This window comes from Paraburkholderia panacisoli, from assembly GCF_008369935.1.
In the GTDB taxonomy this organism is placed as follows: Bacteria; Pseudomonadota; Gammaproteobacteria; order Burkholderiales; family Burkholderiaceae; genus Paraburkholderia; species Paraburkholderia panacisoli.
Window position 1 is genome coordinate 311,365 of the sequence record NZ_VTUZ01000001.1, and the last position, 19,729, is coordinate 331,093.

The following is a 19,729-nucleotide window of genomic DNA, read 5'->3' on the forward strand; positions in this document are numbered from 1 at the left end:
GCGCCATCTCGCACCAGCCGCGCGCCATTCATTTCACGCTAGTCGTTCCGCGCGTTTCGTTCTGCGCGTTTCGTTTCGATTCCGCATAAGGCCGTCATGCAAGTTCAATCGATGCAGTTCAAGGCTCGCGCTGGTCAGAAGCTCGCCGATCAGCGTTTGCAGCAGAACCTGACCAAGCTGTCCACCAAGTTCGTGTCGGCCCGCGCCACGGCGATGACGGCGATCGACTTTCCGGCGACTCGCGCCGCGCTCAAGGAGCGCCGCAATCGCGCACTGGAGAATCTCGACGTGTGGCTGGAAAGCTTCGAGCGCGAGGCGACCCGGCGCGGCGTGACGGTGCTGTTCGCCGAGACGACCCAGGAGGCCGCGCGGATCGTCGGCGATATTGCGCGCAAGCACGACGTGAAGAAGGTGATCAAGACCAAGTCGATGGTCACCGAGGAAATGCGCCTGAACGAAGTGCTCGGGCAGATGGGTGTGCAGTCGATCGAAACCGATCTCGGCGAGTACATTCTGCAGATCAACGACAACGAGCCGCCGAGCCACATCATCGCACCGGTCGTCCATAAGGATAAGGACGAGATCGCCGACCTGTTCGCGAAAACCCACGGCCGGCCGCGTCTGACGGAGATTCCGGAGATGACGCGCGAAGCGCGCGAGATGCTGCGGCCGCACTTCCTGAGCGCGGACATGGGGGTGACGGGCGGCAACTTCGTTGTCGCGGAAACGGGCTCGGTCGTCCTCGTCACGAACGAGGGCAACGAAGGCATGTGCACGGTGATGCCGCGCGTGCATGTTGCCGTGACCGGCATCGAGAAGGTGCTGCCGACGCTGGAGGATCTCGCGACGGCGATGCGGCTGCTGCCGCGCTCGGCGACCGGTCAGGCCACGTCGAACTATTTTTCCCTGCTGACCGGGCCGCGCGGCGCGGGCGATCAGGATGGTCCCGAGCATATGTACGTGGTGCTGGTCGACGGCGGGCGTACGGGGCTGCTTGGGGGCGATTTCCAGGAGATGCTCAGATGCATTCGCTGTGGTGCGTGCATGAACCATTGCCCGGTTTATCAGAAGGTGGGCGGCCATGCGTATGGGTGGGTTTATCCCGGACCTATGGGGTCGGTGTTGACGCCGAGCTATGTCGGGATCGACAAGGCGCTGGATTTGCCGCAAGCCGCGACACTGTGCGGCGAGTGCAATAGCGTTTGCCCGGTGGGCATTCCGCTGTCCGATCTGTTGCGTAAGCTGCGCGAAAAGCAGGTGGAGCGGCGTCTGCGGCCCTGGAAAGAACGCGTGGGTCTTGCCGTGTGGGGTTTTCTGGCGCTGCATCCTGATGCTTATGCGCTCTTCACCAAACTGGCGGTGCGGGTGCTTGAGCGGATGGGCGGGCGCAACCGTTCAATTGCCAAACTGCCCTTGGGTGGCGCTGGCTGGACCGACACGCGCGAGATGCCGGCGCCGGTCGGCCGGACGTTCAGGGAGTTGTACGCCGCGCAGCGCAGCCATATCGGCTGAGGTGCGCGGTAGCGCGTCGATGCGCCAGGGTGCTGGTGGGGGGCGGGCTGCCGCCCCTTCGTACCGCGCTGTCAGGCAGGTGAGGCTTGCGCGCAGTCATGCCGCAGTCACGCGATATGCGCCATCGCGCTGACGGTGCCGTGCCGCCGCATTTCCACGTGTGATGCAACTACACGCCGGATGAAGCCGTCAATCAAGCGACGCGAGGCGCAGCAAGCCGCGAAACAGACGGCCCGCGCGAAACACGTCGCCTAATGATCAGTCGGCTGTCCAGGCTGACGGCTGTTCTGGCCTCGCCATTGGCCGCCACCCCCGCCGTTGCCGCGTCCGCCTCCATTGCCGGCTTGCTGCTGTGGCGGCGCCGGCGGCGGACCTCCCGCGCCGGGGCGCGGCCCGCTCGACCCGCTGGGGCCGCGCGGCCCGCCGACCGCGCCCTGAGGCGGCGGCCCACCGTTCTGCGGCCCATGCCGGCCACCGTTGTCGCCGTGGTCGTCATGGCCCCGGTCATTGCCGTTGTTCGGCCGGCCGTGGTCGGGGTAGCCCCGATAACCCGGCCCCGGCCCGTAATAGCGTCCCGGGCCGCCGTAATAGCCCGGAACGGGATAATTGCTGTAACCCATATAGACGTTGGTTTGCGGCACGACCGGCCCGCCGGCGGCGTAGCCGTCATAACCTTCATAGGGGCCGTAACCGTTGCCGTACATAGGCGTGCTGTCCGGATAGACCGCGCAGCCGCCGAGCAGGGCAGCGGCGACGAGGCCGGCGAGTGGTGCGAAACGTTTCATGTGAACGACCAGTGCGTGAGGATTACTTTTGTAAGACCGCTATTATCCCCATCCGTTAGCCTGGCTTTGTATGTGTTTGTAAGGATTTCTTTTTCATGCCTACACGCCCGCGCGTGAAGCAGCGAGACCATCTGTCGACTATTCCACCTGGAGCAACGCTGTATCTCGTGGTAGTGGGTTTTTCCTGATTGCGAATTCCTATAGGATTTCGACTGGGCATAGTGAGTCACAAGCTCATGCGCCCCTAATCGGAAAACGACATCATGAAAAAGACAATATCGGTGTATTGGCCCCTCGCCATTGTTGTGTCGCTCGCAGTGCTCGCTTATTTGCACATCAGCGGCAATGCGGCTTCGCGCGCGTCGCAGGCTCCCCTCGATGCGAATCAACTGACTGCGGAACTGGCGCGCGCGGTTTCGTACGGCATGATCGATGCCGCAGCGGCGCTGCCGGCTAAACCGATCCGCTCGGCTACCGCGATGCCGCTCGCCGAAGCATCCTGAGGGTGGCAAACGCGACGCGGAAGCTGGCGAAGCGGCCAGTCGCGCCACCTGCGCATTGAACGTCCGCTGGCCGCGTCGTCGGTCTTGAGCGTGCCGGAGCGGCCTCGGGCGAAATTCCGCCTCGCTTTGTATAATCGCGGCACCGTTTGTTAACCGTCGTCTTACCCTCGCGTGAAAGCGCCTGAACGCCAGATGAAAACCGTGTCAGTCTGTTTCGTGTGCCTCGGGAACATCTGCCGTTCGCCCACTGCGGAGGGTGTGATGCGACATCTCGTCGAAGAAGCGAAGCTCGCGGAGCGCATTCTGATCGACTCCGCCGGCACGGGTGACTGGCACATCGGCTGCGCGCCCGACGAACGCGCGCAGCGTGCGGCCGGACAGCGGGGCTACAAGCTGGCCGCGTTGCGCGGCCGGCAGATCTGCGCAGCCGACTTCGAGCGGTTCGATCTGTTGATCGCGATGGACGACAAGAACGTCGCCTCGCTCCGGCAGAGCTGCCCGCCCCGGATGCGCGACAAGATCCGCCTCCTGATGGAGTTCGTGCCGGAATCGGACAGCCGTTGGGGCGGCACCCGCGAAGTCGCCGATCCGTACTTCGGCGGCGCGGAAGGTTTCGAGCAGGTGCTGGATCAGTGCGAAGCCGCCTGCCGCGGTCTGATTGCCGCCTTGCGTCCTCAATTGCTCGCGTAGTTCCGGCGGCAATGCATCAGGTGATTTCAGCAATTAAGTATTGACCCAAAATCGAGTCGGGTATACTTGACTAAATCGCTCATGTATTTATACTTGACCAAACTTGTCGAGAATAGCGGTTCCCACATCATATGAGACTCACCACGAAAGGCCGTTTCGCCGTCACGGCGATGATTGACCTGGCGCTGCGCCAGGAGCAGGGCCCGGTGACGCTTGCGGGTATCAGCCAGCGCCAACATATCTCCCTGTCGTATCTCGAGCAGCTGTTTGGCAAGCTGCGTCGTCACGAAATCGTCGAGTCCGTGCGCGGGCCGGGCGGCGGCTACAATCTGGCCCGCCGCGCCGAAGACGTCACGGTGGCCGACATCATCATCGCGGTCGACGAGCCGCTCGACGCCACCCAGTGCGGCGGCAAGGGCTCGTGCGAGGGCACCAAGCAGCACGACGGCCACTGCATGACGCATGAACTGTGGTCGACGCTGAACCAGAAAATGGTCGAGTACCTCGATTCGGTGTCCCTGAAGGATCTGGTCGATCAGCAGCGTTCGCGCGAAGGCGCGCCGACGGTGCTACGCGACAGGCGCAACGAAGCGCCGCCGGTCGAGCCGGTCCGGGTCGCGCCGAAAGGGCCCAATTCCGTTTTCAACATGGCCGGTTCCTGAGGCGCGGTATCGAGCACTCGCCGCAGCCTGACAAAGAACCCAGAAGCCAGAGCACATGACGTCCCCGGAGCAATTGATGAACAACGACTCTCTCCATCTGCCCATCTACATGGACTACAGCGCCACGACCCCGGTCGATCCGCGCGTGGTGGACAAGATGATTCCGTATCTGCGCGAGCAGTTCGGCAACCCTGCATCGCGCAGCCACTCGTATGGCTGGAGCGCGGAGCGCGCAGTCGAAGAAGCGCGTGAGAACGTCGCCGCGCTGGTGAACGCCGACCCGCGCGAAATCATCTGGACCTCGGGCGCCACGGAGTCGGACAACCTCGCGATCAAGGGCGCGGCGCACTTCTACAAGAGCAAGGGCAAGCACATCGTCACGGTGAAGACCGAGCACAAGGCCGTGCTCGACACGTGCCGCGAACTCGAACGCGAAGGCTTCGAAGTCACGTATCTGGACGTCAAGGACGACGGTCTGATCGACCTCGAGACGTTCAAGGCCGCGTTGCGCCCGGACACGATCCTGGTGTCGGTGATGTCGGTGAACAACGAAATCGGCGTGATCCAGGACATCGAGGCGATCGGCGAGATCACCCGCGCGAAGGGCATCATTTTCCACGTCGACGCGGCACAAGCCACCGGCAAGATCGCGATCGACCTGCAAAAGCAGAAGGTCGACCTGATGTCGTTCTCGGCGCACAAGACCTACGGTCCGAAGGGCATCGGTGCGCTGTACGTGCGCCGCAAGCCGCGTATCCGTATCGAGGCGCAGATGCACGGCGGCGGTCATGAGCGCGGCATGCGCTCGGGCACGCTGGCTACCCACCAGATCGTGGGCATGGGCGAAGCGTTCCGTATCGCGCACGAAGAAATGGCGACCGAAAACGAGCGCGTGCGCATGCTGCGCGACCGTCTGCTGGCTGGCCTGTCGCAGATGGAAGAAGTGTATGTGAACGGCGACATGGAAAAGCGTGTGCCGCACAACCTGAACATCAGCTTCAACTTTGTCGAAGGCGAGTCGCTGATCATGGCGGTGAAGGACGTGGCGGTGTCGTCGGGCTCGGCCTGTACGTCGGCGTCGTTGGAGCCGTCGTACGTGCTGCGCGCACTGGGCCGCAACGACGAGCTCGCGCACAGCTCGATCCGCTTCACGGTGGGCCGCTTCACGACCGAACAGGATGTCGACTACGTGATCAACCTGCTGAAGAGCAAGATTTCCAAGCTGCGCGACCTGTCGCCGCTGTGGGAAATGCACCAGGACGGGATCGATATTTCGACCATCCAGTGGGCAGCGCATTGACGCGCCGTAGGGTTGACGTCGAATTCATCGAATTGCAATTGCAGGTTGAAACGGATCAAGGAGTGTAATCATGGCTTATAGCGACAAGGTTCTGGACCATTACGAAAACCCGCGCAACGTCGGTTCCTTCGCGAAGGACGACGATGCGGTCGGCACCGGCATGGTCGGCGCGCCGGCCTGCGGCGACGTGATGAAGCTGCAGATCCGCGTGGGCGCGGACGGCATCATCGAAGACGCAAAGTTCAAGACGTACGGCTGCGGTTCGGCGATCGCGTCGAGCTCGCTCGTCACTGAATGGGTGAAGGGCAAGACGCTCGATCAGGCAATGTCGATCAAGAACACGCAGATCGCCGAAGAACTGGCGCTGCCGCCGGTGAAGATCCACTGCTCGATCCTCGCGGAAGACGCGATCAAGGCAGCGGTCGCTGACTACAAGCAGCGTCACGGCGAAGCCGTGGTCGAAGGCGACAAGCAGCACGCCTGAGCGGCAAGTGAATGGAAGCGGACGGCGCGGATTCAAGGCGCCGCCCAGCATGAGCGATATTTGATGCAGGCAGGGTGGCAGCGCGCAAGCCGTCACATGGGTGATCGACACCCGGGTGACGGTCACGCACTGCGCAATGAGAAACGCTATGGCAATTACGTTGACCGAAAAGGCAGCACAACACGTCCAGAAGTATCTGACCCGTCGCGGCAAAGGCGTCGGACTGCGTGTCGGCGTGCGCACCACCGGTTGCTCCGGCTTGGCCTACAAGCTCGAGTACGTGGATGAACTCGCGCCCGAAGACGAAGTGTTCGAATGCAATGGCGTGAAGATCATTGTGGACCCGAAGAGCCTCGCCTATATCGACGGCACGGAACTCGACTTCGCGCGCGAAGGGCTGAACGAAGGCTTCAAGTTCAACAACCCGAACGTGAAGGACGAATGCGGCTGCGGCGAATCGTTCCGCGTGTAGATTGGAAGCTTTCCGCGTGCAGCGGATCAAAGGCGGCGCGGGCCGCCTTTTTAGTTTGATCCGCGGTTTCGAGTTTCGCGCCACGTTTTTAGACCAGCACTCCGGTGCGCTTTCCTGAACGGACTCCTTCTATCCGATGGCCTCGCTGAAAGACAGCCACTTCGACCTGTTCCATCTGCCGGCGCAATTCGCGCTCGACGAGGCAACGCTCGATCACGCCTACCGCACGGTGCAGGCGCAAGTGCATCCGGACCGCTTCGCGGCAGCCGGCGACGCGCAAAAGCGCATTGCGATGCAATGGGCCACGCGTGCCAACGAGGCGTATCAGACGCTGCGCGACCCGCTCAGGCGCGCGCGGTATCTGCTGTCGCTGCGCGGCATCGACGTCGGCCTGGAGAACAACACGGCGATGGAGCCGGCGTTCCTGATGCAGCAGATGGAGTGGCGCGAGAGCATCGAAGACGCCGCCGCGGCGAAGAACGTCGACGCGCTCGACGCGTTGCTCACCGAACTGCGTGACGAGGAACGCATGCGTTTCGACAAGCTCGGCGCATCGCTCGACAGCGGCGCGAATCAGGCAGCGGGCGAGGCGGTGCGGCAGTTGATGTTCATTGAGCGGGTGGCGTCGGAAATCGACGTGCAGATCGAGCGGCTCGAGAACTAGCGTTTTAGCGCGGCGCGCGCCGTCGGCAGGAACCCAGCAGCCAACCGCCCGCAGCCGTAGCATTACATCCAGCAACGCGAAAATTCAGGACGGGGCACAGCAGCCCCGAGAAGATCCAGATGGCCTTACTGCAAATCTCCGAACCCGGCATGGCGCCGGCGCCTCATCAGCGGCGTCTGGCGGTCGGCATAGATCTCGGCACCACCAACTCCCTCGTCGCCGCCGTGCGCAGCGGCGTGCCCGATGTGCTGCCCGACGCGGACGGCCACGTGCTGCTGCCGTCGGTGGTGCGCTACCTGGAAAAGGGCGGCCGCCGCATCGGCCGCAAGGCGAAGGCCGAAGCCGCGAGCGATCCGCGCAACACGATCGTCTCGGTCAAGCGCTTCATGGGCCGGGGCAAGGCGGAAGTGGAGGGCGCCGAAAACGCGCCGTACGATTTCATCGACGCGCCCGGCATGGTGCAGATCCGCACCGTCGACGGCGTGAAGAGCCCGGTCGAAGTGTCGGCGGAAATTCTCGCGACGCTGCGCCAACGCGCCGAAGACACGCTCGGCGACGAGCTGGTCGGCGCGGTCATCACGGTGCCGGCTTATTTCGACGAAGCGCAACGCCAGGCGACCAAGGATGCCGCACGTCTGGCCGGCCTGAACGTGCTGCGTCTGTTGAACGAGCCGACCGCGGCCGCGATTGCATACGGCCTCGACAACGGCTCCGAAGGTCTGTACGCGGTGTATGACCTCGGCGGCGGCACCTTCGACCTCTCGATTCTCAAGCTCACCAAGGGCGTGTTCGAAGTGCTCGCGGCGGGCGGCGACTCCGCGCTCGGCGGCGACGATTTCGATCACGCGCTGTATCGCCACGTGCTGGAGCAGGCGGGCATCGCGCCGCAAACGCTCGCCGCGGAAGACGTGCGCCTGCTGCTCGACTGCGTGCGCGAGGTCAAGGAGGCGTTGTCGGCCGCGCCCGAGGCTACCCTGGCGGCGACGCTGTCGAACGGCACCAGGCTCGATCTGGCGCTCACGGAAGCCACTTTCGAGGCGATCACTCAGGCGCTGGTCCAGCGCACGCTCGGCCCGACCAGGAAGGCGCTGCGCGACGCCAAAGTGACGACGAAGGAAATCAAGGGCGTGGTGCTGGTCGGCGGCGCGACCCGCATGCCGGTGATCCGTCACGCGGTCGAGTCGTTCTTCGGCCAGCCGCCGCTCGTCAACCTCGACCCGGATCAGGTCGTCGCGCTCGGCGCCGCGATCCAGGCCGATCTGCTCGCGGGCAACCGCGGCGCGGACGGCGACGACTGGCTCCTGCTTGACGTGATTCCGCTGTCGCTCGGCGTCGAAACGATGGGCGGACTTACCGAGAAGATCATCCCGCGCAACTCGACCATCCCGGTCGCCCGCGCGCAGGATTTCACGACCTTCAAGGACGGCCAGACCGCGATGGCGATCCACGTCGTGCAAGGCGAGCGCGAGCTCGTCAGCGACTGCCGTTCGCTCGCCCGTTTCGAGCTGCGCGGCATTCCGCCGATGGCCGCCGGCGCGGCGCGCATCCGTGTGACCTATCAGGTTGACGCCGACGGTCTGCTGTCGGTGTTCGCGCGTGAGCAGGGCTCGGGCGTGGAAGCGTCGGTGGTGGTCAAACCGTCGTACGGTCTCGCCGACGACGACATCGCCCGCATGCTCGAAGACAGCTTCTCGACCGCCGAGGTCGACATGCGCGCGCGTGCGCTGCGCGAAGCGCAAGTCGAAGCGCGGCGTCTGGTGGAAGCCACCGACGCGGCGCTCGCCGCCGACGCCGAATTGCTCGACGACAGCGAGCGCGCCGCGCTCGACGCGCTGCTCACCGCGCTGCGCAGCATCGCGCAAAGCGATGCCACCGATGCGATCGAAGCCGCCACCAAAACGCTCGCCGAAGGCACCGACGAATTCGCCGCCCGCCGCATGAACAAGGGCATTCGCCGCGCGCTCGCCGGCCGCAAGCTCGACGAGATCTGAGTGTGGCGGGCCGGCCGGTGCGCCGGCTGTACCCTCGAGCGCGCCGTGCGGACTTAAAAAGTCCCCACGGCGCCAGTAAAATGGTGCGGAGCCCGTTGGCGGCTGCCGCGCCTCAGACCGAAACGGAAAATGTATGCCTCAAATCGTTGTGCTGCCCCACGTCGAACTGTGCCCGGAAGGCGCGGTGATCGACGCCGTGCCCGGCAAGAGCATCTGCGACAACCTGCTCGATAACGGCATCGAAATCGAGCATGCGTGTGAGAAGTCCTGCGCGTGCACGACCTGTCACGTGATCGTGCGTGAGGGTTTCGCCGCCTTGACGCCGTCCGAGGAAGACGAGGACGATCTATTGGACAAGGCATGGGGGCTCGAACCGGCCTCGCGTCTGTCGTGCCAGGCGATGGCGCCGGCAGATCAGGATCTGGTCGTCGAAATTCCGCGTTATTCGATCAATCACGCGAAGGAAAACCACTAACAAGGAGGATGCAGCCATGAAGTGGACCGACACGCAAGACATCGCGATGGCTCTGACTGACAAGCATCAGGACATCGATCCGCAGCAGGTGCGCTTCACCGACCTGCACCGCTGGGTCACCGAGCTGGAAGGATTCGACGACGATCCCAACCGTTCGAACGAAAAGATCCTCGAGGCGATTCAGGCTGCATGGATTGAAGACGCGGATTACTGAAACGCGTTCTCCCGTTCTCCGCTTGCCGGCCAGGTCGCGGCAAAGAAAAAGGCGATTCCATCGGAATCGCCTTTTTTAACGCCCGCGCAATGCCGGGCTGCCTCCCTGGGCCTTCGCGTTTGCGTCGGCCTACCCCGCGACCAGCGTGCCGTTTTCGACCCGCACGTGCTGGCCTTGCTGGAACGGCGGCGCTTCGTGGTACGTGAAGTAGCGCATCTTGCCGTTTTCCATCCGCACGCGCACCGAATACGACGTCGAGCTGCGGATATGCTTTTCGACCGAGTTGCCGGCCAGACCGCCGCCGAGCGCGCCGAGCAGCGTCATCGCCGTGCGGCCGCCGCCGGAGCCGAACTGATTGCCGACCACGCCCCCGGCCACCGCGCCGCCGACCGCGCCGATCCCGGTGCCGTGACCTTCCTGATGCACCGCCGAGATCGCGACGACCGTGCCGCAAGTCGAGCAGTACGCAGGTTGAGGCGCTGGCTGTTGCGCGTACTGCGGCGCGGCCTGCGCTTGCTGCTGCTGGGCGAGTTGTTGCTGTTGCGGAGCCGGTGCAGGTGCAGGTGCAGGCTCGGGCGATGCTGCTTGCTGAAGTTGCTGCGGCTGCTGCTGTTGCTGCGCAAGCTCTTGCTGCTGTGCCGCGCCATTGACAGGCGCCGCCGAATCGACGACGGGTGGTTGGCCCAGTTGTTGGGCGGTCACTTGCGCGGCCTGGGTCTGATCGGTCTGCGCGCCGGTGCCCGACGCCTTCGAAAACAGCCCCGTGACAGCCGCAGTCCCGGCGAGACTCGCGATGATCACGGCGCCCGCCGCGGCCGCGATCAGCGGATGAAGACGGCGCGGCTGTGTGGTTCGGTTATCGGGATTGTCCATGTTGACCTCCGTCTCTGGCAGAGTCGACTGTTACTGAGACTGAGTGTCCGGGAATTCGATCCTGGCGGCGTTTCAATTTGTAACCGCTCGCGGCTGGCCGAGCCAACCATGCTTTGGCAATGCACGCACGACGACTTGGTCTCCGCAAGGTTCACAACAGCTGCCCGATGCGGCGACGCAGCCGCTATTTCGCAGCTTTTACCGATGGTTACAAATGGTCCGTCACCACCAGCGCCATGCAGTTTTCCCGCGCCATCTCGCATGCGCCCAAAGAAAAACGCCCGGCAGCGAGCCGGGCGTTTGCTTCGATGCGAACCGCGTAACGATCAGTCTTCGCGGCGCAGATGCGGGAACAGAATCACGTCGCGGATGCTCGGGCTGTCGGTCAGCATCATCACCAGACGGTCGATGCCGATCCCGCAACCGCCGGCCGGCGGCATCCCGTATTCGAGCGCGCGGATGTAGTCCGCGTCGTAGAACATCGCTTCTTCGTCGCCGGCGTCTTTCTGGTCGACTTGCTTCTTGAAGCGGGCGGCCTGATCTTCCGGATCGTTCAGCTCGGAGAAGCCATTGGCGATCTCACGACCCGTGATGAACAGCTCGAAACGCTCGGTGATGCCCTCGACCTTGTCCGACGCGCGCGCGAGCGGCGACACCTCGATCGGGTAGTCGATGATGTAGGTCGGCTCCCACAATTGCGACTCGGCGGTCTCTTCGAACAGCGCCAGTTGCAGCGAGCCCACGCCCGCATTCAGGAACTGCGGCTGCGACGCATCGACGCCGAACTTCTTCAGCTCGGTGCGCAGGAATGCGCTGTCGGCCAGTTGCTCGTTCGTGTATTGCGGCGCGTACTTCTGGATCGCCTGGTTGATGGTCAGCCGATGGAATGGCTTGGCCAGATCCAGCTCGCGGCCCTGATAGGTGATCGTGGCCGTGCCCAATGCGTCGATCGCGGCCTGGCGGATCAGCTGTTCGGTGAAATCCATCAGCCACTTGTAATCGGTGTACGCAGCGTAGAACTCGATCATCGTGAATTCCGGATTGTGGCGCACGGACACGCCCTCATTGCGGAAGTTACGGTTGATCTCGAACACACGCTCGAAGCCGCCGACCACCAGCCGCTTCAGATACAGCTCCGGCGCGATGCGCAGGAACATCTGCATGTCGAGCGCGTTGTGATGCGTGCTGAACGGCTTGGCTGCCGCGCCGCCCGGAATCGGGTGCAGCATCGGCGTTTCGACTTCCATGAAGTCGGCATCGGACATGAACTTGCGGATCGACGAGATAGCCTTGGTGCGCGCGACGAAGGTCTTGCGCGTTTCCGGCGTGACGATCAGATCGACGTAACGCTGGCGATACTTCATCTCCTGGTCCGACAGACCATGGAACTTGTCCGGCAGCGGACGCAGCGACTTCGACAGCAGACGCAGTTCGGTGCAGCGCACCGACAGCTCGCCCTTGTTGGTGCGGAACAGCACGCCGCGCGCCGCGACGATGTCGCCCATGTCCCACTTCTTGAAGGCGTCGTACGTTTCCTGGCCGACGTCGGCCGGCGTGATGAAGAACTGGATCTGACCCGAGCCGTCGCGCACGGTTGCGAAGCTCGCCTTGCCCATCACGCGCTTGAGCATCATGCGGCCGGCGATCGCGACTTCGAGCGGATTCGCTTCGAGCGCTTCCTTGTCGGCATGTTCGTACTGTTCCTGCAGATCTTCGGCGTGGTGCGTGGGGCGGAAGTCGTTCGGATAGGCGACGCCTCGTTCACGCAACTCGCGCAGCTTTTCGCGGCGCTCGGCGATGATCTTGTTCTCGTCCACTTCGGGCACGATATTCGGCTGGGCCGCAATCGGCTGGGTCGGTTCAGTCATGATGATTTGGTATTCGGTGGCCCGCCGCGGAGTGTTCCGCAGGCGGGAGGCCAGTCAGTATAAAAACCTCAGGCGGTATAAAAAGCAGCGAAGAAACAGCGAAGCAACAGCGAAGATGCCGCGCGGCCTGGCCGGCCGCGCCGGCTGCACTCAAACGCCCTGTTTCAGGCTGGCGCTGATGAACGGATCGAGGTCGCCGTCGAGCACGCTCTTGGTGTTGCTGATTTCGACGTTGGTGCGCAGATCCTTGATTCGGCTGTTGTCCAGCACGTACGAGCGGATCTGATGACCCCAGCCCACATCGGTCTTGCCGGCTTCGAGCTTGTCCTGCTCGGCCTGACGCTTGCGGATTTCCGCTTCGTACAGGCGCGATTTCAGCATCGCCATTGCTTCGGCGCGGTTACGGTGCTGCGAACGGTCGTTCTGGCACTGCACGACGATGCCCGACGGCATGTGCGTGATCCGCACCGCGGAGTCGGTCTTGTTGATGTGCTGACCGCCCGCGCCGGACGCGCGGTACGTGTCGATGCGCAGATCGGCCGGGTTGATGTCCACTTCGATCGAGTCGTCGATCTCCGGGTACACGAACACCGACGAGAACGACGTATGACGGCCGCCCGACGAGTCGAACGGCGACTTGCGCACGAGCCGGTGCACGCCGGTTTCTGTGCGCAGGAAGCCGTAAGCGTATTCGCCTTCGATCTTGATCGTGGCGTTCTTGATGCCCGCGACGTCGCCGTCGGTCTGCTCCAGCACTTCGGTCTTGAAGCCCTTGCGCTCGCAGTAGCGCAGATACTGGCGCAGCAGCATCGACGCCCAGTCGCACGCCTCGGTGCCGCCGGCGCCGGCCTGGATGTCGAGGAACGCGTTGTTCGGGTCGGCCGGGTTCGCGAACATCCGGCGGAATTCCATGTCGGCAACGCGCGACTCGAGCGCTTGCGCATCGGTTTCGCAGGCGATCAGCGTTTCCTCGTCGGCTTCTTCACGGGCCATCTCGAACAGGTCTTGCGCGTCGCGCAGGTCGTTGTGCAGCGACGTGAGCTTGCCGACCGTGTCGTCGAGCAGCTTCTTTTCCCGGCCGAGCGCCTGGGCATGCTTCGAGTCGTTCCAGACGTCCGGGTCTTCGAGTTCCCGGTTGACTTCGATTAGACGCAGTGCTTTGTCGTCGTAGTCAAAGATACCCCCGTAGGTCGGCCGCGCGCGTGCGCAGGTCCGCCAGAGAGGCTTCGATCGCGTTGAGACGTTCCGCTTCCATGTCGATCTTTTATAGCTTCGTAAAAAGGGGAAATTATAGCCGATCGGCGCGCCGCGCCGGAGGCTCTTGAGCGCTCCGGCGCGTGTTTGGACTTGATTTTGTGGAGATTTTCAGCGATTGACGGGCGCGGCGCTAGGACTCGCCAACCCGGCCGGCCGGTTCAGCTCACCGCATGCTCGACGATCAGTTGCACCCGCGACACGCCGTTCCAGGTGTCGCTCGCCAACCGGTAAGCGACGGTGGTGCGCGCGGGCAGCGTGTCGGTGTGATTGAACCAGATCGCGTTGAAGCGCTGGCGGCCGCGCACGAGTTGCAGCTTCAGATGCTTGTCCTTCACCAGCGCTTGCGACGCGATGTCGAAATCGCCCGAAAACACCGGTGCCGGAAAGCCCTGGCCCCATACAGCCGCATCGAGCATTTCGACGAATTGCGGCGTGAAGTATGCGTCCTCGAGTTCGCCGTCGGTTTCCACGGTGCGCGACAGCGCATCCGCGGACAGCCACTCGCGGCCGACCGCTTCGAACGCGGCGCTGAAACGCGGCACGTCGGCGGCGGCGAGCGTCAGGCCCGCGGCCATTGCATGGCCGCCGAACTTGACGATCAGGTCCGGCTCGCGCTTCGAGATCAGATCGAGCGCGTCGCGCAGATGGAAGCCCGCGATCGAGCGGCCCGAGCCTTTGACGGTCTGGCCGCTGTCGTCGGCGAGTGCGAAGGTGAACGAGGGCCGGTGGAATTTCTCCTTCAGCCGGCCGGCGACGATGCCGATCACGCCCTGATGCCAGCCCGGATTGAACAGCGTGATGGTGGTCGCGCCGGCGGGGTCGATCGTCGAGAGGTCGTCGAGCGCCTGTTGCTGCATGCCGGCTTCGATCTCGCGGCGTTCGCGGTTCATCGTGTCGAGCTGCTGCGCGAGCTCCCATGCGCGGCCGACGTCGTCGGTGGTCAGACATTCGATCCCGAGCGACATGTCCGACAGACGCCCCGCTGCGTTCAGCCGGGGCCCGAGCGCAAAGCCGAGGTCGAAGCCCGACGCGCTGCGGGCGTCGCGCGCGGCGGCGCGAAAGAGGGCGGCGATGCCCGGCTGCATCCTGCCCTTGCGGATGCGCTGCAAACCCTGCGCGACCAGCACGCGGTTATTGCCGTCGAGCTTGACCACGTCGGCGACCGTTCCGAGCGCGACGAGGTCGAGCAGGCCGTCGAGGCGCGGTTCGGGCAATGCGTCGTCAAACGCGCCGCGGCGGCGCAATTCCGCGCGCAACGCGAGCAGCACATAAAACATCACGCCGACCCCTGCGATGCACTTGCTCGGAAACGTGCAGCCCGGCTGGTTCGGATTGACGATCGCGCGGGCGGCGGGCAATTCGTCGCCCGGCAGGTGGTGATCGGTCACCAGCACGTCGATGCCGAGCGCGTTGGCCGCCGCGACGCCGTCGACGCTGGCGATGCCGTTATCGACCGTGATCAGCAGGTCAGGCTTGCCCGACGCGCCGCGCTCGGCCAGCGCGACGATCTCGGGCGTGAGGCCGTAGCCGTACTCGAAGCGGTTCGGCACCAGGTAGTCGATCTGGCCGCCGAACATGCGCAGCCCGCGCACCGCGACTGCGCAGGCGGTGGCGCCGTCGCAGTCGTAGTCGGCGACCACCAGCATGCGGCGCTTGTGCTGGATCGCGTCGGCGAGCAGCGCGGCGGCGTCCTCGCAGCCCCTCAGCGCGCCGGGCGGCACGAGCCGCGCGAGGCCGGTTTCGATTTCATCGGGCAGGCACACGCCGCGCGCCGCGTACAGACGCGCGAGCACCGGATGCAGGCCGTGGCGGGTGAGGATTTCGGCGTCGACCGGGGAGCAGGTGCGCGTAACGATTCGAGTCATTCGGAAAGGCCTTGGATCAGGCGATGAGTCATTCGATCAGAAGCGAGGCCAGCACGCGCCGCCGCCAGAACTTGCGCAGGTCGCCGCGCGTGACGGTGAGCGTCACCGAGCCGGTGTCGCCGCACAGGGTCAGGCCGAGTTCGGCGAGCTGGCCGGATTGCAGGGCCGCCAGCGCCGGTTCGAACCAGTCGGTTTGCACGCTGGCGAACGCGTGGTTCCAGCGCGCCCAGTCCTGTTCGATGTAGGGCGCGGAGAACGGGTCGAGTTCGACCAGCGTGGTGTTAGTGTCGACGCTTGCGGCGAGTGCAGCGGATGAATTTCCATTTGTGTCGCTAGCACGGCTTGTCAATGCGGCCAGCGCCCCGAACGACGCCGGCGGCGCGCCGGTTTCGACGCCGGCGCTCATCGCGAGGCCGCGCGTCGCGGCGGCGTCGGACAACACGCGTGCGAACGGGCTGCGCACCGGTTGCGCCGCGCCTTGCGCGTGAAACCAGATCGAATTGACGGCCGGCAGCCCGCGCGCCTCGCGCGCTTCGTTGACCGGATGCTCGAACCACGCCATCTGCACTTCGTTCTGCAGCTTCATCCATGCGCGCGAACGCTCGCCGGAATGCGCTTCGTGCGGCAGCCAGATCTCGATGTTGCGGCCGCTCGCGCGCAACGGCGACGCGCCCGCCAGCGTGCCGAAGCCGTCGCCGGACAGATACCAGCGCGCGGGCTTCGGCGCCTCGATGCGCACGCCGAGTTCCTCGATCAGCGGGCGGGCGACCGCCAGCAGCGCGCGGGCTTCGTCGTCGGACAGTTCGAGCGACGCGGGATCGATCAGCACCAGGTGATCGTGCGCGATGCGCACATGCACCGGCTGCACGCAGCCCCACGTCGCGCTGCCGGGCTCGCCGCCGTCGGCGCGCAGCATGTACGGGGCCAGCGGCGCTTCGTCGGCGGCCGCCGCGTCGCCCGGCAGCGCGCCGAACTGGCGGGCCACCCAGCGTTCGTGCGGCAGCGTGCGCTGAAAATCTTCGCCGACCACCCGTTCGACCAGCGTCGCGCGCGCGATCAGCCGGTCGAGGGCCGGGCTCTGGATGTTGTGAAGGGCGGTGGCGGCGTCCGCTGCGGCGGGCAGCGCGAAGGGCAGGAGCAGATGGAGACGGTTGACGGGCATGATGCTGCGCATTGTAGGGCAAAGAGTGCGAGTATTCCGACCACAAGCTTCCCGCTCGACGACGCGCGGCGCGCCTGGCTCACCCGGCGGCTGCCGCGCAGGCGTCGCATCAGCCGCGCGCGGCGGCGCCGCGCACATCACGATGGAGACCGGCATGTCGCGTGAACTCAAAACCGAGCGGGAACTGCTCGAACTGGTCGTGCAGGCGCTCGATGCGAACCCGGTCACGGCCGGCTGGATTCCGACCGGTTTCCACGAGACCGTCGAGGACGAGGACGGCTGCAACTGGAACATCACCCATCTGCATCGCGACCGCAAGGATGCGGATGCGCGCGAGGCGGCGAGCAAGGCTTCGGCGGGGATCATTAACGAACTGCGCGGGCGATATAACCTGCGCTAGCGGTGCGAATGCGGGATGCGGATCACCGAACGCCGGATGCCGAACGAAGGGCGCTCCGGCGACCCGACGACGACTGCGCTTCAAACCTGTCGCAGCAGATCGAACGTGGGCCCGAACGGCCAGCTTTTCCGCTAGCGGATCGGGCCCGACAGAGCACCGCCGGGCCTGCTTCCGCAGTTCTTTCCTGGACGGCCTTTGCGCGAGTCGGCGGCATTGTATGGCAAACTTCGCGCTTGATCGGCGGTGGCGCCGGCCGTTGCTGCGGTGACAACCCCGGCGGCGCGGCTCCTCCAGCGCACAGCGGATCGCAGCGGCGCGCGTCTTGCTGCCACACAACGCCACACAGTGCATCGGCACCGGAACCATCGGCGCCGCGGCGACACCAACGATCACGACGCTCGGGCCGCGCGACAGACGTTTCACCTCTTTCGCGCGCAGCACAAAGGTGAAGCGCAGCCGAACGGCTGGGCCGAACAACGCAGCCGAAGAACGCAGAAAAGGATTCGCTTGAAATTTCCCTACGAATGGCAGATTGGCTGGCGCTACACGCGCGCCGGCAAACGCACGACCGGCAACGGCTTCATTTCGTTCATCGCGCTGGTGTCGATGTCGGGCATCGCGCTCGGCGTCGCCGCACTGATCGTCGTGTTGTCGGTGATGAACGGCTTTCAGAAAGAGGTGCGCGACCGGATGCTGTCGGTGCTCGCGCATGTCGAAATCTTTTCGCCGACCGGGTCGATGCCCGACTGGCAACTGACGGCCAAAGAGGCGCGCCAGAACAAGCAGGTGATCGGCGCGGCGCCGTATGTCGAAGCGCAGGCGCTGCTTACGCGCCAGGACGCCGTGAGCGGCGTCGCGCTGCGCGGCGTCGAGCCGACGCTCGAGCCGGAAGTGTCCGACATCAGCAAGGAAATGAAAGGCGGCAAGCTGACCGATCTCGTGCCGGGCGACTTCGGCATCGTGCTGGGCGCGGACCTCGCAACCAATCTCGGCGTGCAGGTCAACGACAAGATCACGCTGGTCGCGCCCGAAGGCACGATCACGCCGGCAGGCATGCTGCCGCGCCTGAAGCAGTTCACGGTGGTGGGCATCTTCGAGTCGGGGCATTACGAGTACGACAGTACGCTCGCGCTGATCAACATCAAGGACGCGCAGGCGCTGTTCCGCCTGCCCGCGCCGACCGGCGTGCGGCTGCGTCTGACCGACATGCAGCGCGCGCCGGAAGTCGCGCATGAGCTGGCGCGCAGCCTGTCGGGGGATCTGTACATCCGCGACTGGACGCAGCAGAACAAGACCTGGTTCTCGGCGGTGCAGATCGAAAAACGCATGATGTTCATCATCCTCACGCTGATCATCGCGGTGGCCGCCTTCAATCTCGTCTCGTCGCTGGTGATGACGGTGACCAACAAGCAGGCCGACATCGCGATCCTACGCACGCTCGGCGCGCAGCCCGGCTCGATCATGAAGATCTTCGTCGTGCAGGGCGTGACGATCGGCTTCATCGGCACGGCGACCGGCGTCGCGCTCGGCTGCCTGATTGCGTGGAGCATTCCCTGGCTCGTGCCGATGATCGAGCATCTGCTCGGCGTGCAGTTCCTGCCGCCGTCGGTGTACTTCATCAGCGAACTGCCGTCGGAGCTGATTCCGGCCGACGTCGCGCGCATCGGCATCATCGCGTTCCTGATGTCGGCGGTGGCGACCCTTTACCCGAGCTGGCGCGGCGCGAAAGTCCGTCCGGCGGAGGCGCTGCGCTATGAATGACCGTTCCGCTAACTTATCCATGCCCACTCAGGACACCGCGCAGCATCCGTACGTGCTCGAAGCCACCGGCATTTCCAAATCGTTCGTGCAGGGCGGTCTGAACGTGCAGGTGCTCAACAATACGCAACTGAACGTGCGGCGCGGCGAGAAGCTGGCGATCGTCGGCGCGTCGGGCTCCGGCAAGAGCACGCTGCTGCACGTGCTCGGCGGCCTCGACGATCCGAGCGCCGGTCATGTGTCGGTAATGGGCAAGCCGTTCACGCAGCTCTCCGAGCGCGAACGCAACGACTTGCGCAATCGCGCGCTCGGTTTCGTCTACCAGTTCCATCATCTGCTGCCGGAGTTTTCCGCGCTCGACAACGTCGCGATGCCGCTGCGGATTCGCCGCATGACGACCGAAGCCGCGCGTCGCGAAGCGCTCCAGGTGCTGGAGCGGGTCGGCATGGGGCATCGCGCGAAACATCGTCCGGGTGAGCTTTCGGGTGGCGAGCGTCAGCGCGTGGCGATCGCGCGGGCACTGGTCACGAGGCCCGCCTGCGTGCTCGCCGACGAACCCACCGGCAACCTCGACGGCGGCACCGCCGATACCGTGTTCAACTTGATGCTCGAACTGTCGCAAACGCTGGAAACGAGTTTCGTGATCGTCACGCACGACCCGGAACTGGCCGGCCGCTGCGACCGCATCATGCGGCTGCGCGACGGCGTGCTGTACGAAGAGCCGCCGGTGCCGGTCTGACGGCACGCCGCCGCGAGTCGCTTACCGCGAGCCGGCGCCACTGGTTTCACGAGAT

At 64.8% G+C, this 19,729-nt stretch carries 20 protein-coding genes; 14 read left to right on the plus strand and 6 right to left on the minus strand.

Going from position 1 to position 19,729, the window contains the following annotated elements; all coding sequences use genetic code 11:
- The first annotated feature begins 96 nt into the window (after nt 1–96).
- Entirely contained in the window at nt 97–1,512 is a 1,416-nt protein-coding gene (locus FVF58_RS01415; protein ID WP_149668162.1) for a lactate utilization protein B, read from the plus strand.
- A 251-nt stretch (nt 1,513–1,763) separates the two neighbouring features.
- Here FVF58_RS01415 and FVF58_RS01420 read toward each other — a convergent pair whose 3' ends face one another.
- Nucleotides 1,764–2,297, minus strand: coding sequence for a hypothetical protein (locus FVF58_RS01420; protein WP_149668163.1), 534 nt, complete (start codon nt 2,295–2,297; stop codon nt 1,764–1,766).
- A 263-nt stretch (nt 2,298–2,560) separates the two neighbouring features.
- Here FVF58_RS01420 and FVF58_RS01425 point away from each other — a divergent pair, with 263 nt between their 5' ends.
- From FVF58_RS01425 to iscX, 10 genes are all read left to right on the plus strand, one after another.
- Nucleotides 2,561–2,800, plus strand: a complete 240-nt coding sequence (locus tag FVF58_RS01425) for a hypothetical protein (RefSeq protein ID WP_149668164.1) — start codon at nt 2,561–2,563, stop codon at nt 2,798–2,800.
- Between the two features lie 192 nt (nt 2,801–2,992).
- Nucleotides 2,993–3,490: a low molecular weight protein-tyrosine-phosphatase gene (locus FVF58_RS01430; RefSeq protein WP_149668165.1), complete on the plus strand. Its 498-nt coding sequence runs from the start codon at nt 2,993–2,995 to the stop codon at nt 3,488–3,490.
- A gap of 131 nt (nt 3,491–3,621) precedes the next feature.
- Nucleotides 3,622–4,152, plus strand: a complete 531-nt coding sequence (gene iscR, locus FVF58_RS01435) for a Fe-S cluster assembly transcriptional regulator IscR (protein ID WP_149668166.1) — start codon at nt 3,622–3,624, stop codon at nt 4,150–4,152.
- 76 nt (nt 4,153–4,228) lie between these two features.
- The gene (locus FVF58_RS01440) at nt 4,229–5,452 is read left to right on the plus strand and encodes an IscS subfamily cysteine desulfurase (RefSeq protein ID WP_149668167.1); all 1,224 of its coding nucleotides are present in this window, start codon (nt 4,229–4,231) and stop codon (nt 5,450–5,452) included.
- 70 nt (nt 5,453–5,522) lie between these two features.
- Nucleotides 5,523–5,936, plus strand: a complete 414-nt coding sequence (iscU, locus tag FVF58_RS01445) for a Fe-S cluster assembly scaffold IscU (protein WP_028199493.1) — start codon at nt 5,523–5,525, stop codon at nt 5,934–5,936.
- A gap of 148 nt (nt 5,937–6,084) precedes the next feature.
- Nucleotides 6,085–6,408, plus strand: coding sequence for an iron-sulfur cluster assembly protein IscA (gene iscA / locus FVF58_RS01450; RefSeq protein WP_027799651.1), 324 nt, complete (start codon nt 6,085–6,087; stop codon nt 6,406–6,408).
- Nucleotides 6,409–6,544: 136 nt separating this feature from the next.
- Nucleotides 6,545–7,072, plus strand: a complete 528-nt coding sequence (gene hscB, locus FVF58_RS01455) for a Fe-S protein assembly co-chaperone HscB (RefSeq protein WP_149668168.1) — start codon at nt 6,545–6,547, stop codon at nt 7,070–7,072.
- A gap of 119 nt (nt 7,073–7,191) precedes the next feature.
- Nucleotides 7,192–9,063 (plus strand): Fe-S protein assembly chaperone HscA, encoded by a 1,872-nt coding sequence (gene hscA, locus FVF58_RS01460; RefSeq protein ID WP_149668169.1) that lies wholly within the window; start codon nt 7,192–7,194, stop codon nt 9,061–9,063.
- Between the two features lie 133 nt (nt 9,064–9,196).
- On the plus strand, nt 9,197–9,538 hold the full coding sequence (gene fdx / locus FVF58_RS01465; RefSeq protein ID WP_149668170.1) for an ISC system 2Fe-2S type ferredoxin: 342 nt from the start codon (nt 9,197–9,199) through the stop codon (nt 9,536–9,538).
- A gap of 16 nt (nt 9,539–9,554) precedes the next feature.
- On the plus strand, nt 9,555–9,752 hold the full coding sequence (gene iscX, locus FVF58_RS01470; RefSeq protein WP_007181290.1) for a Fe-S cluster assembly protein IscX: 198 nt from the start codon (nt 9,555–9,557) through the stop codon (nt 9,750–9,752).
- A 129-nt stretch (nt 9,753–9,881) separates the two neighbouring features.
- On the opposite strand, the gene FVF58_RS01475 is transcribed toward iscX, so the two are convergent.
- The 5 genes from FVF58_RS01475 to FVF58_RS01495 form a co-directional block, all read right to left on the minus strand.
- Nucleotides 9,882–10,625, minus strand: coding sequence for a glycine zipper 2TM domain-containing protein (locus FVF58_RS01475; protein ID WP_149668171.1), 744 nt, complete (start codon nt 10,623–10,625; stop codon nt 9,882–9,884).
- A gap of 326 nt (nt 10,626–10,951) precedes the next feature.
- The gene (gene lysS / locus FVF58_RS01480) at nt 10,952–12,493 is read right to left on the minus strand and encodes a lysine--tRNA ligase (RefSeq protein ID WP_149668172.1); all 1,542 of its coding nucleotides are present in this window, start codon (nt 12,491–12,493) and stop codon (nt 10,952–10,954) included.
- A gap of 150 nt (nt 12,494–12,643) precedes the next feature.
- A protein-coding gene (gene prfB, locus FVF58_RS01485; RefSeq protein WP_149668173.1) for a peptide chain release factor 2 occupies nt 12,644–13,748 on the minus strand; the annotation gives its coding sequence in 2 pieces (ribosomal slippage) (nt 12,644–13,666 and nt 13,668–13,748; 1,104 coding nt in all).
- A 160-nt stretch (nt 13,749–13,908) separates the two neighbouring features.
- A complete protein-coding gene (gene recJ, locus FVF58_RS01490) occupies nt 13,909–15,615 on the minus strand; it encodes a single-stranded-DNA-specific exonuclease RecJ (protein ID WP_149668174.1) in 1,707 nt (568 codons plus the stop codon).
- Between the two features lie 28 nt (nt 15,616–15,643).
- On the minus strand, nt 15,644–16,789 hold the full coding sequence (locus tag FVF58_RS01495; protein ID WP_149668175.1) for a regulator: 1,146 nt from the start codon (nt 16,787–16,789) through the stop codon (nt 15,644–15,646).
- Between the two features lie 142 nt (nt 16,790–16,931).
- On the opposite strand from FVF58_RS01495, the gene FVF58_RS01500 reads away from it, so the two are divergent.
- The 3 genes from FVF58_RS01500 to lolD all read left to right on the plus strand — a co-directional run bounded on the left by FVF58_RS01500 (nt 16,932) and on the right by lolD (nt 19,674).
- The gene (locus tag FVF58_RS01500) at nt 16,932–17,177 is read left to right on the plus strand and encodes a hypothetical protein (RefSeq protein ID WP_149668176.1); all 246 of its coding nucleotides are present in this window, start codon (nt 16,932–16,934) and stop codon (nt 17,175–17,177) included.
- A 507-nt stretch (nt 17,178–17,684) separates the two neighbouring features.
- Entirely contained in the window at nt 17,685–18,938 is a 1,254-nt protein-coding gene (locus tag FVF58_RS01505) for a lipoprotein-releasing ABC transporter permease subunit (protein ID WP_149668177.1), read from the plus strand.
- Nucleotides 18,931–19,674, plus strand: coding sequence for a lipoprotein-releasing ABC transporter ATP-binding protein LolD (gene lolD, locus FVF58_RS01510; RefSeq protein ID WP_149668178.1), 744 nt, complete (start codon nt 18,931–18,933; stop codon nt 19,672–19,674). The genes FVF58_RS01505 and lolD overlap by 8 nt, the downstream gene beginning before the upstream one ends.
- The last annotated feature ends 55 nt before the right edge of the window (nt 19,675–19,729 follow it).

Bases quoted from the DNA above. Each gene is read 5' to 3' on its own strand.
- lolD (WP_149668178.1), top strand. From the start codon at position 18,931: ATGAATGACCGTTCCGCTAACTTATCCATGCCCACTCAGGACACCGCG.
- FVF58_RS01500 (WP_149668176.1), top strand. From the start codon at position 16,932: ATGTCGCGTGAACTCAAAACCGAGCGGGAACTGCTCGAACTGGTCGTG.
- FVF58_RS01420 (WP_149668163.1), bottom strand. From the start codon at position 2,297: ATGAAACGTTTCGCACCACTCGCCGGCCTCGTCGCCGCTGCCCTGCTC.
- iscX (WP_007181290.1), top strand. From the start codon at position 9,555: ATGAAGTGGACCGACACGCAAGACATCGCGATGGCTCTGACTGACAAG.
- FVF58_RS01475 (WP_149668171.1), bottom strand. From the start codon at position 10,625: ATGGACAATCCCGATAACCGAACCACACAGCCGCGCCGTCTTCATCCG.
- iscR (WP_149668166.1), top strand. From the start codon at position 3,622: ATGAGACTCACCACGAAAGGCCGTTTCGCCGTCACGGCGATGATTGAC.
- hscA (WP_149668169.1), top strand. From the start codon at position 7,192: ATGGCCTTACTGCAAATCTCCGAACCCGGCATGGCGCCGGCGCCTCAT.
- FVF58_RS01440 (WP_149668167.1), top strand. From the start codon at position 4,229: ATGAACAACGACTCTCTCCATCTGCCCATCTACATGGACTACAGCGCC.
- FVF58_RS01425 (WP_149668164.1), top strand. From the start codon at position 2,561: ATGAAAAAGACAATATCGGTGTATTGGCCCCTCGCCATTGTTGTGTCG.
- fdx (WP_149668170.1), top strand. From the start codon at position 9,197: ATGCCTCAAATCGTTGTGCTGCCCCACGTCGAACTGTGCCCGGAAGGC.
- iscU (WP_028199493.1), top strand. From the start codon at position 5,523: ATGGCTTATAGCGACAAGGTTCTGGACCATTACGAAAACCCGCGCAAC.
- lysS (WP_149668172.1), bottom strand. From the start codon at position 12,493: ATGACTGAACCGACCCAGCCGATTGCGGCCCAGCCGAATATCGTGCCC.
- iscA (WP_027799651.1), top strand. From the start codon at position 6,085: ATGGCAATTACGTTGACCGAAAAGGCAGCACAACACGTCCAGAAGTAT.
- recJ (WP_149668174.1), bottom strand. From the start codon at position 15,615: ATGACTCGAATCGTTACGCGCACCTGCTCCCCGGTCGACGCCGAAATC.
- FVF58_RS01415 (WP_149668162.1), top strand. From the start codon at position 97: ATGCAAGTTCAATCGATGCAGTTCAAGGCTCGCGCTGGTCAGAAGCTC.
- FVF58_RS01495 (WP_149668175.1), bottom strand. From the start codon at position 16,789: ATGCGCAGCATCATGCCCGTCAACCGTCTCCATCTGCTCCTGCCCTTC.
- FVF58_RS01430 (WP_149668165.1), top strand. From the start codon at position 2,993: ATGAAAACCGTGTCAGTCTGTTTCGTGTGCCTCGGGAACATCTGCCGT.
- hscB (WP_149668168.1), top strand. From the start codon at position 6,545: ATGGCCTCGCTGAAAGACAGCCACTTCGACCTGTTCCATCTGCCGGCG.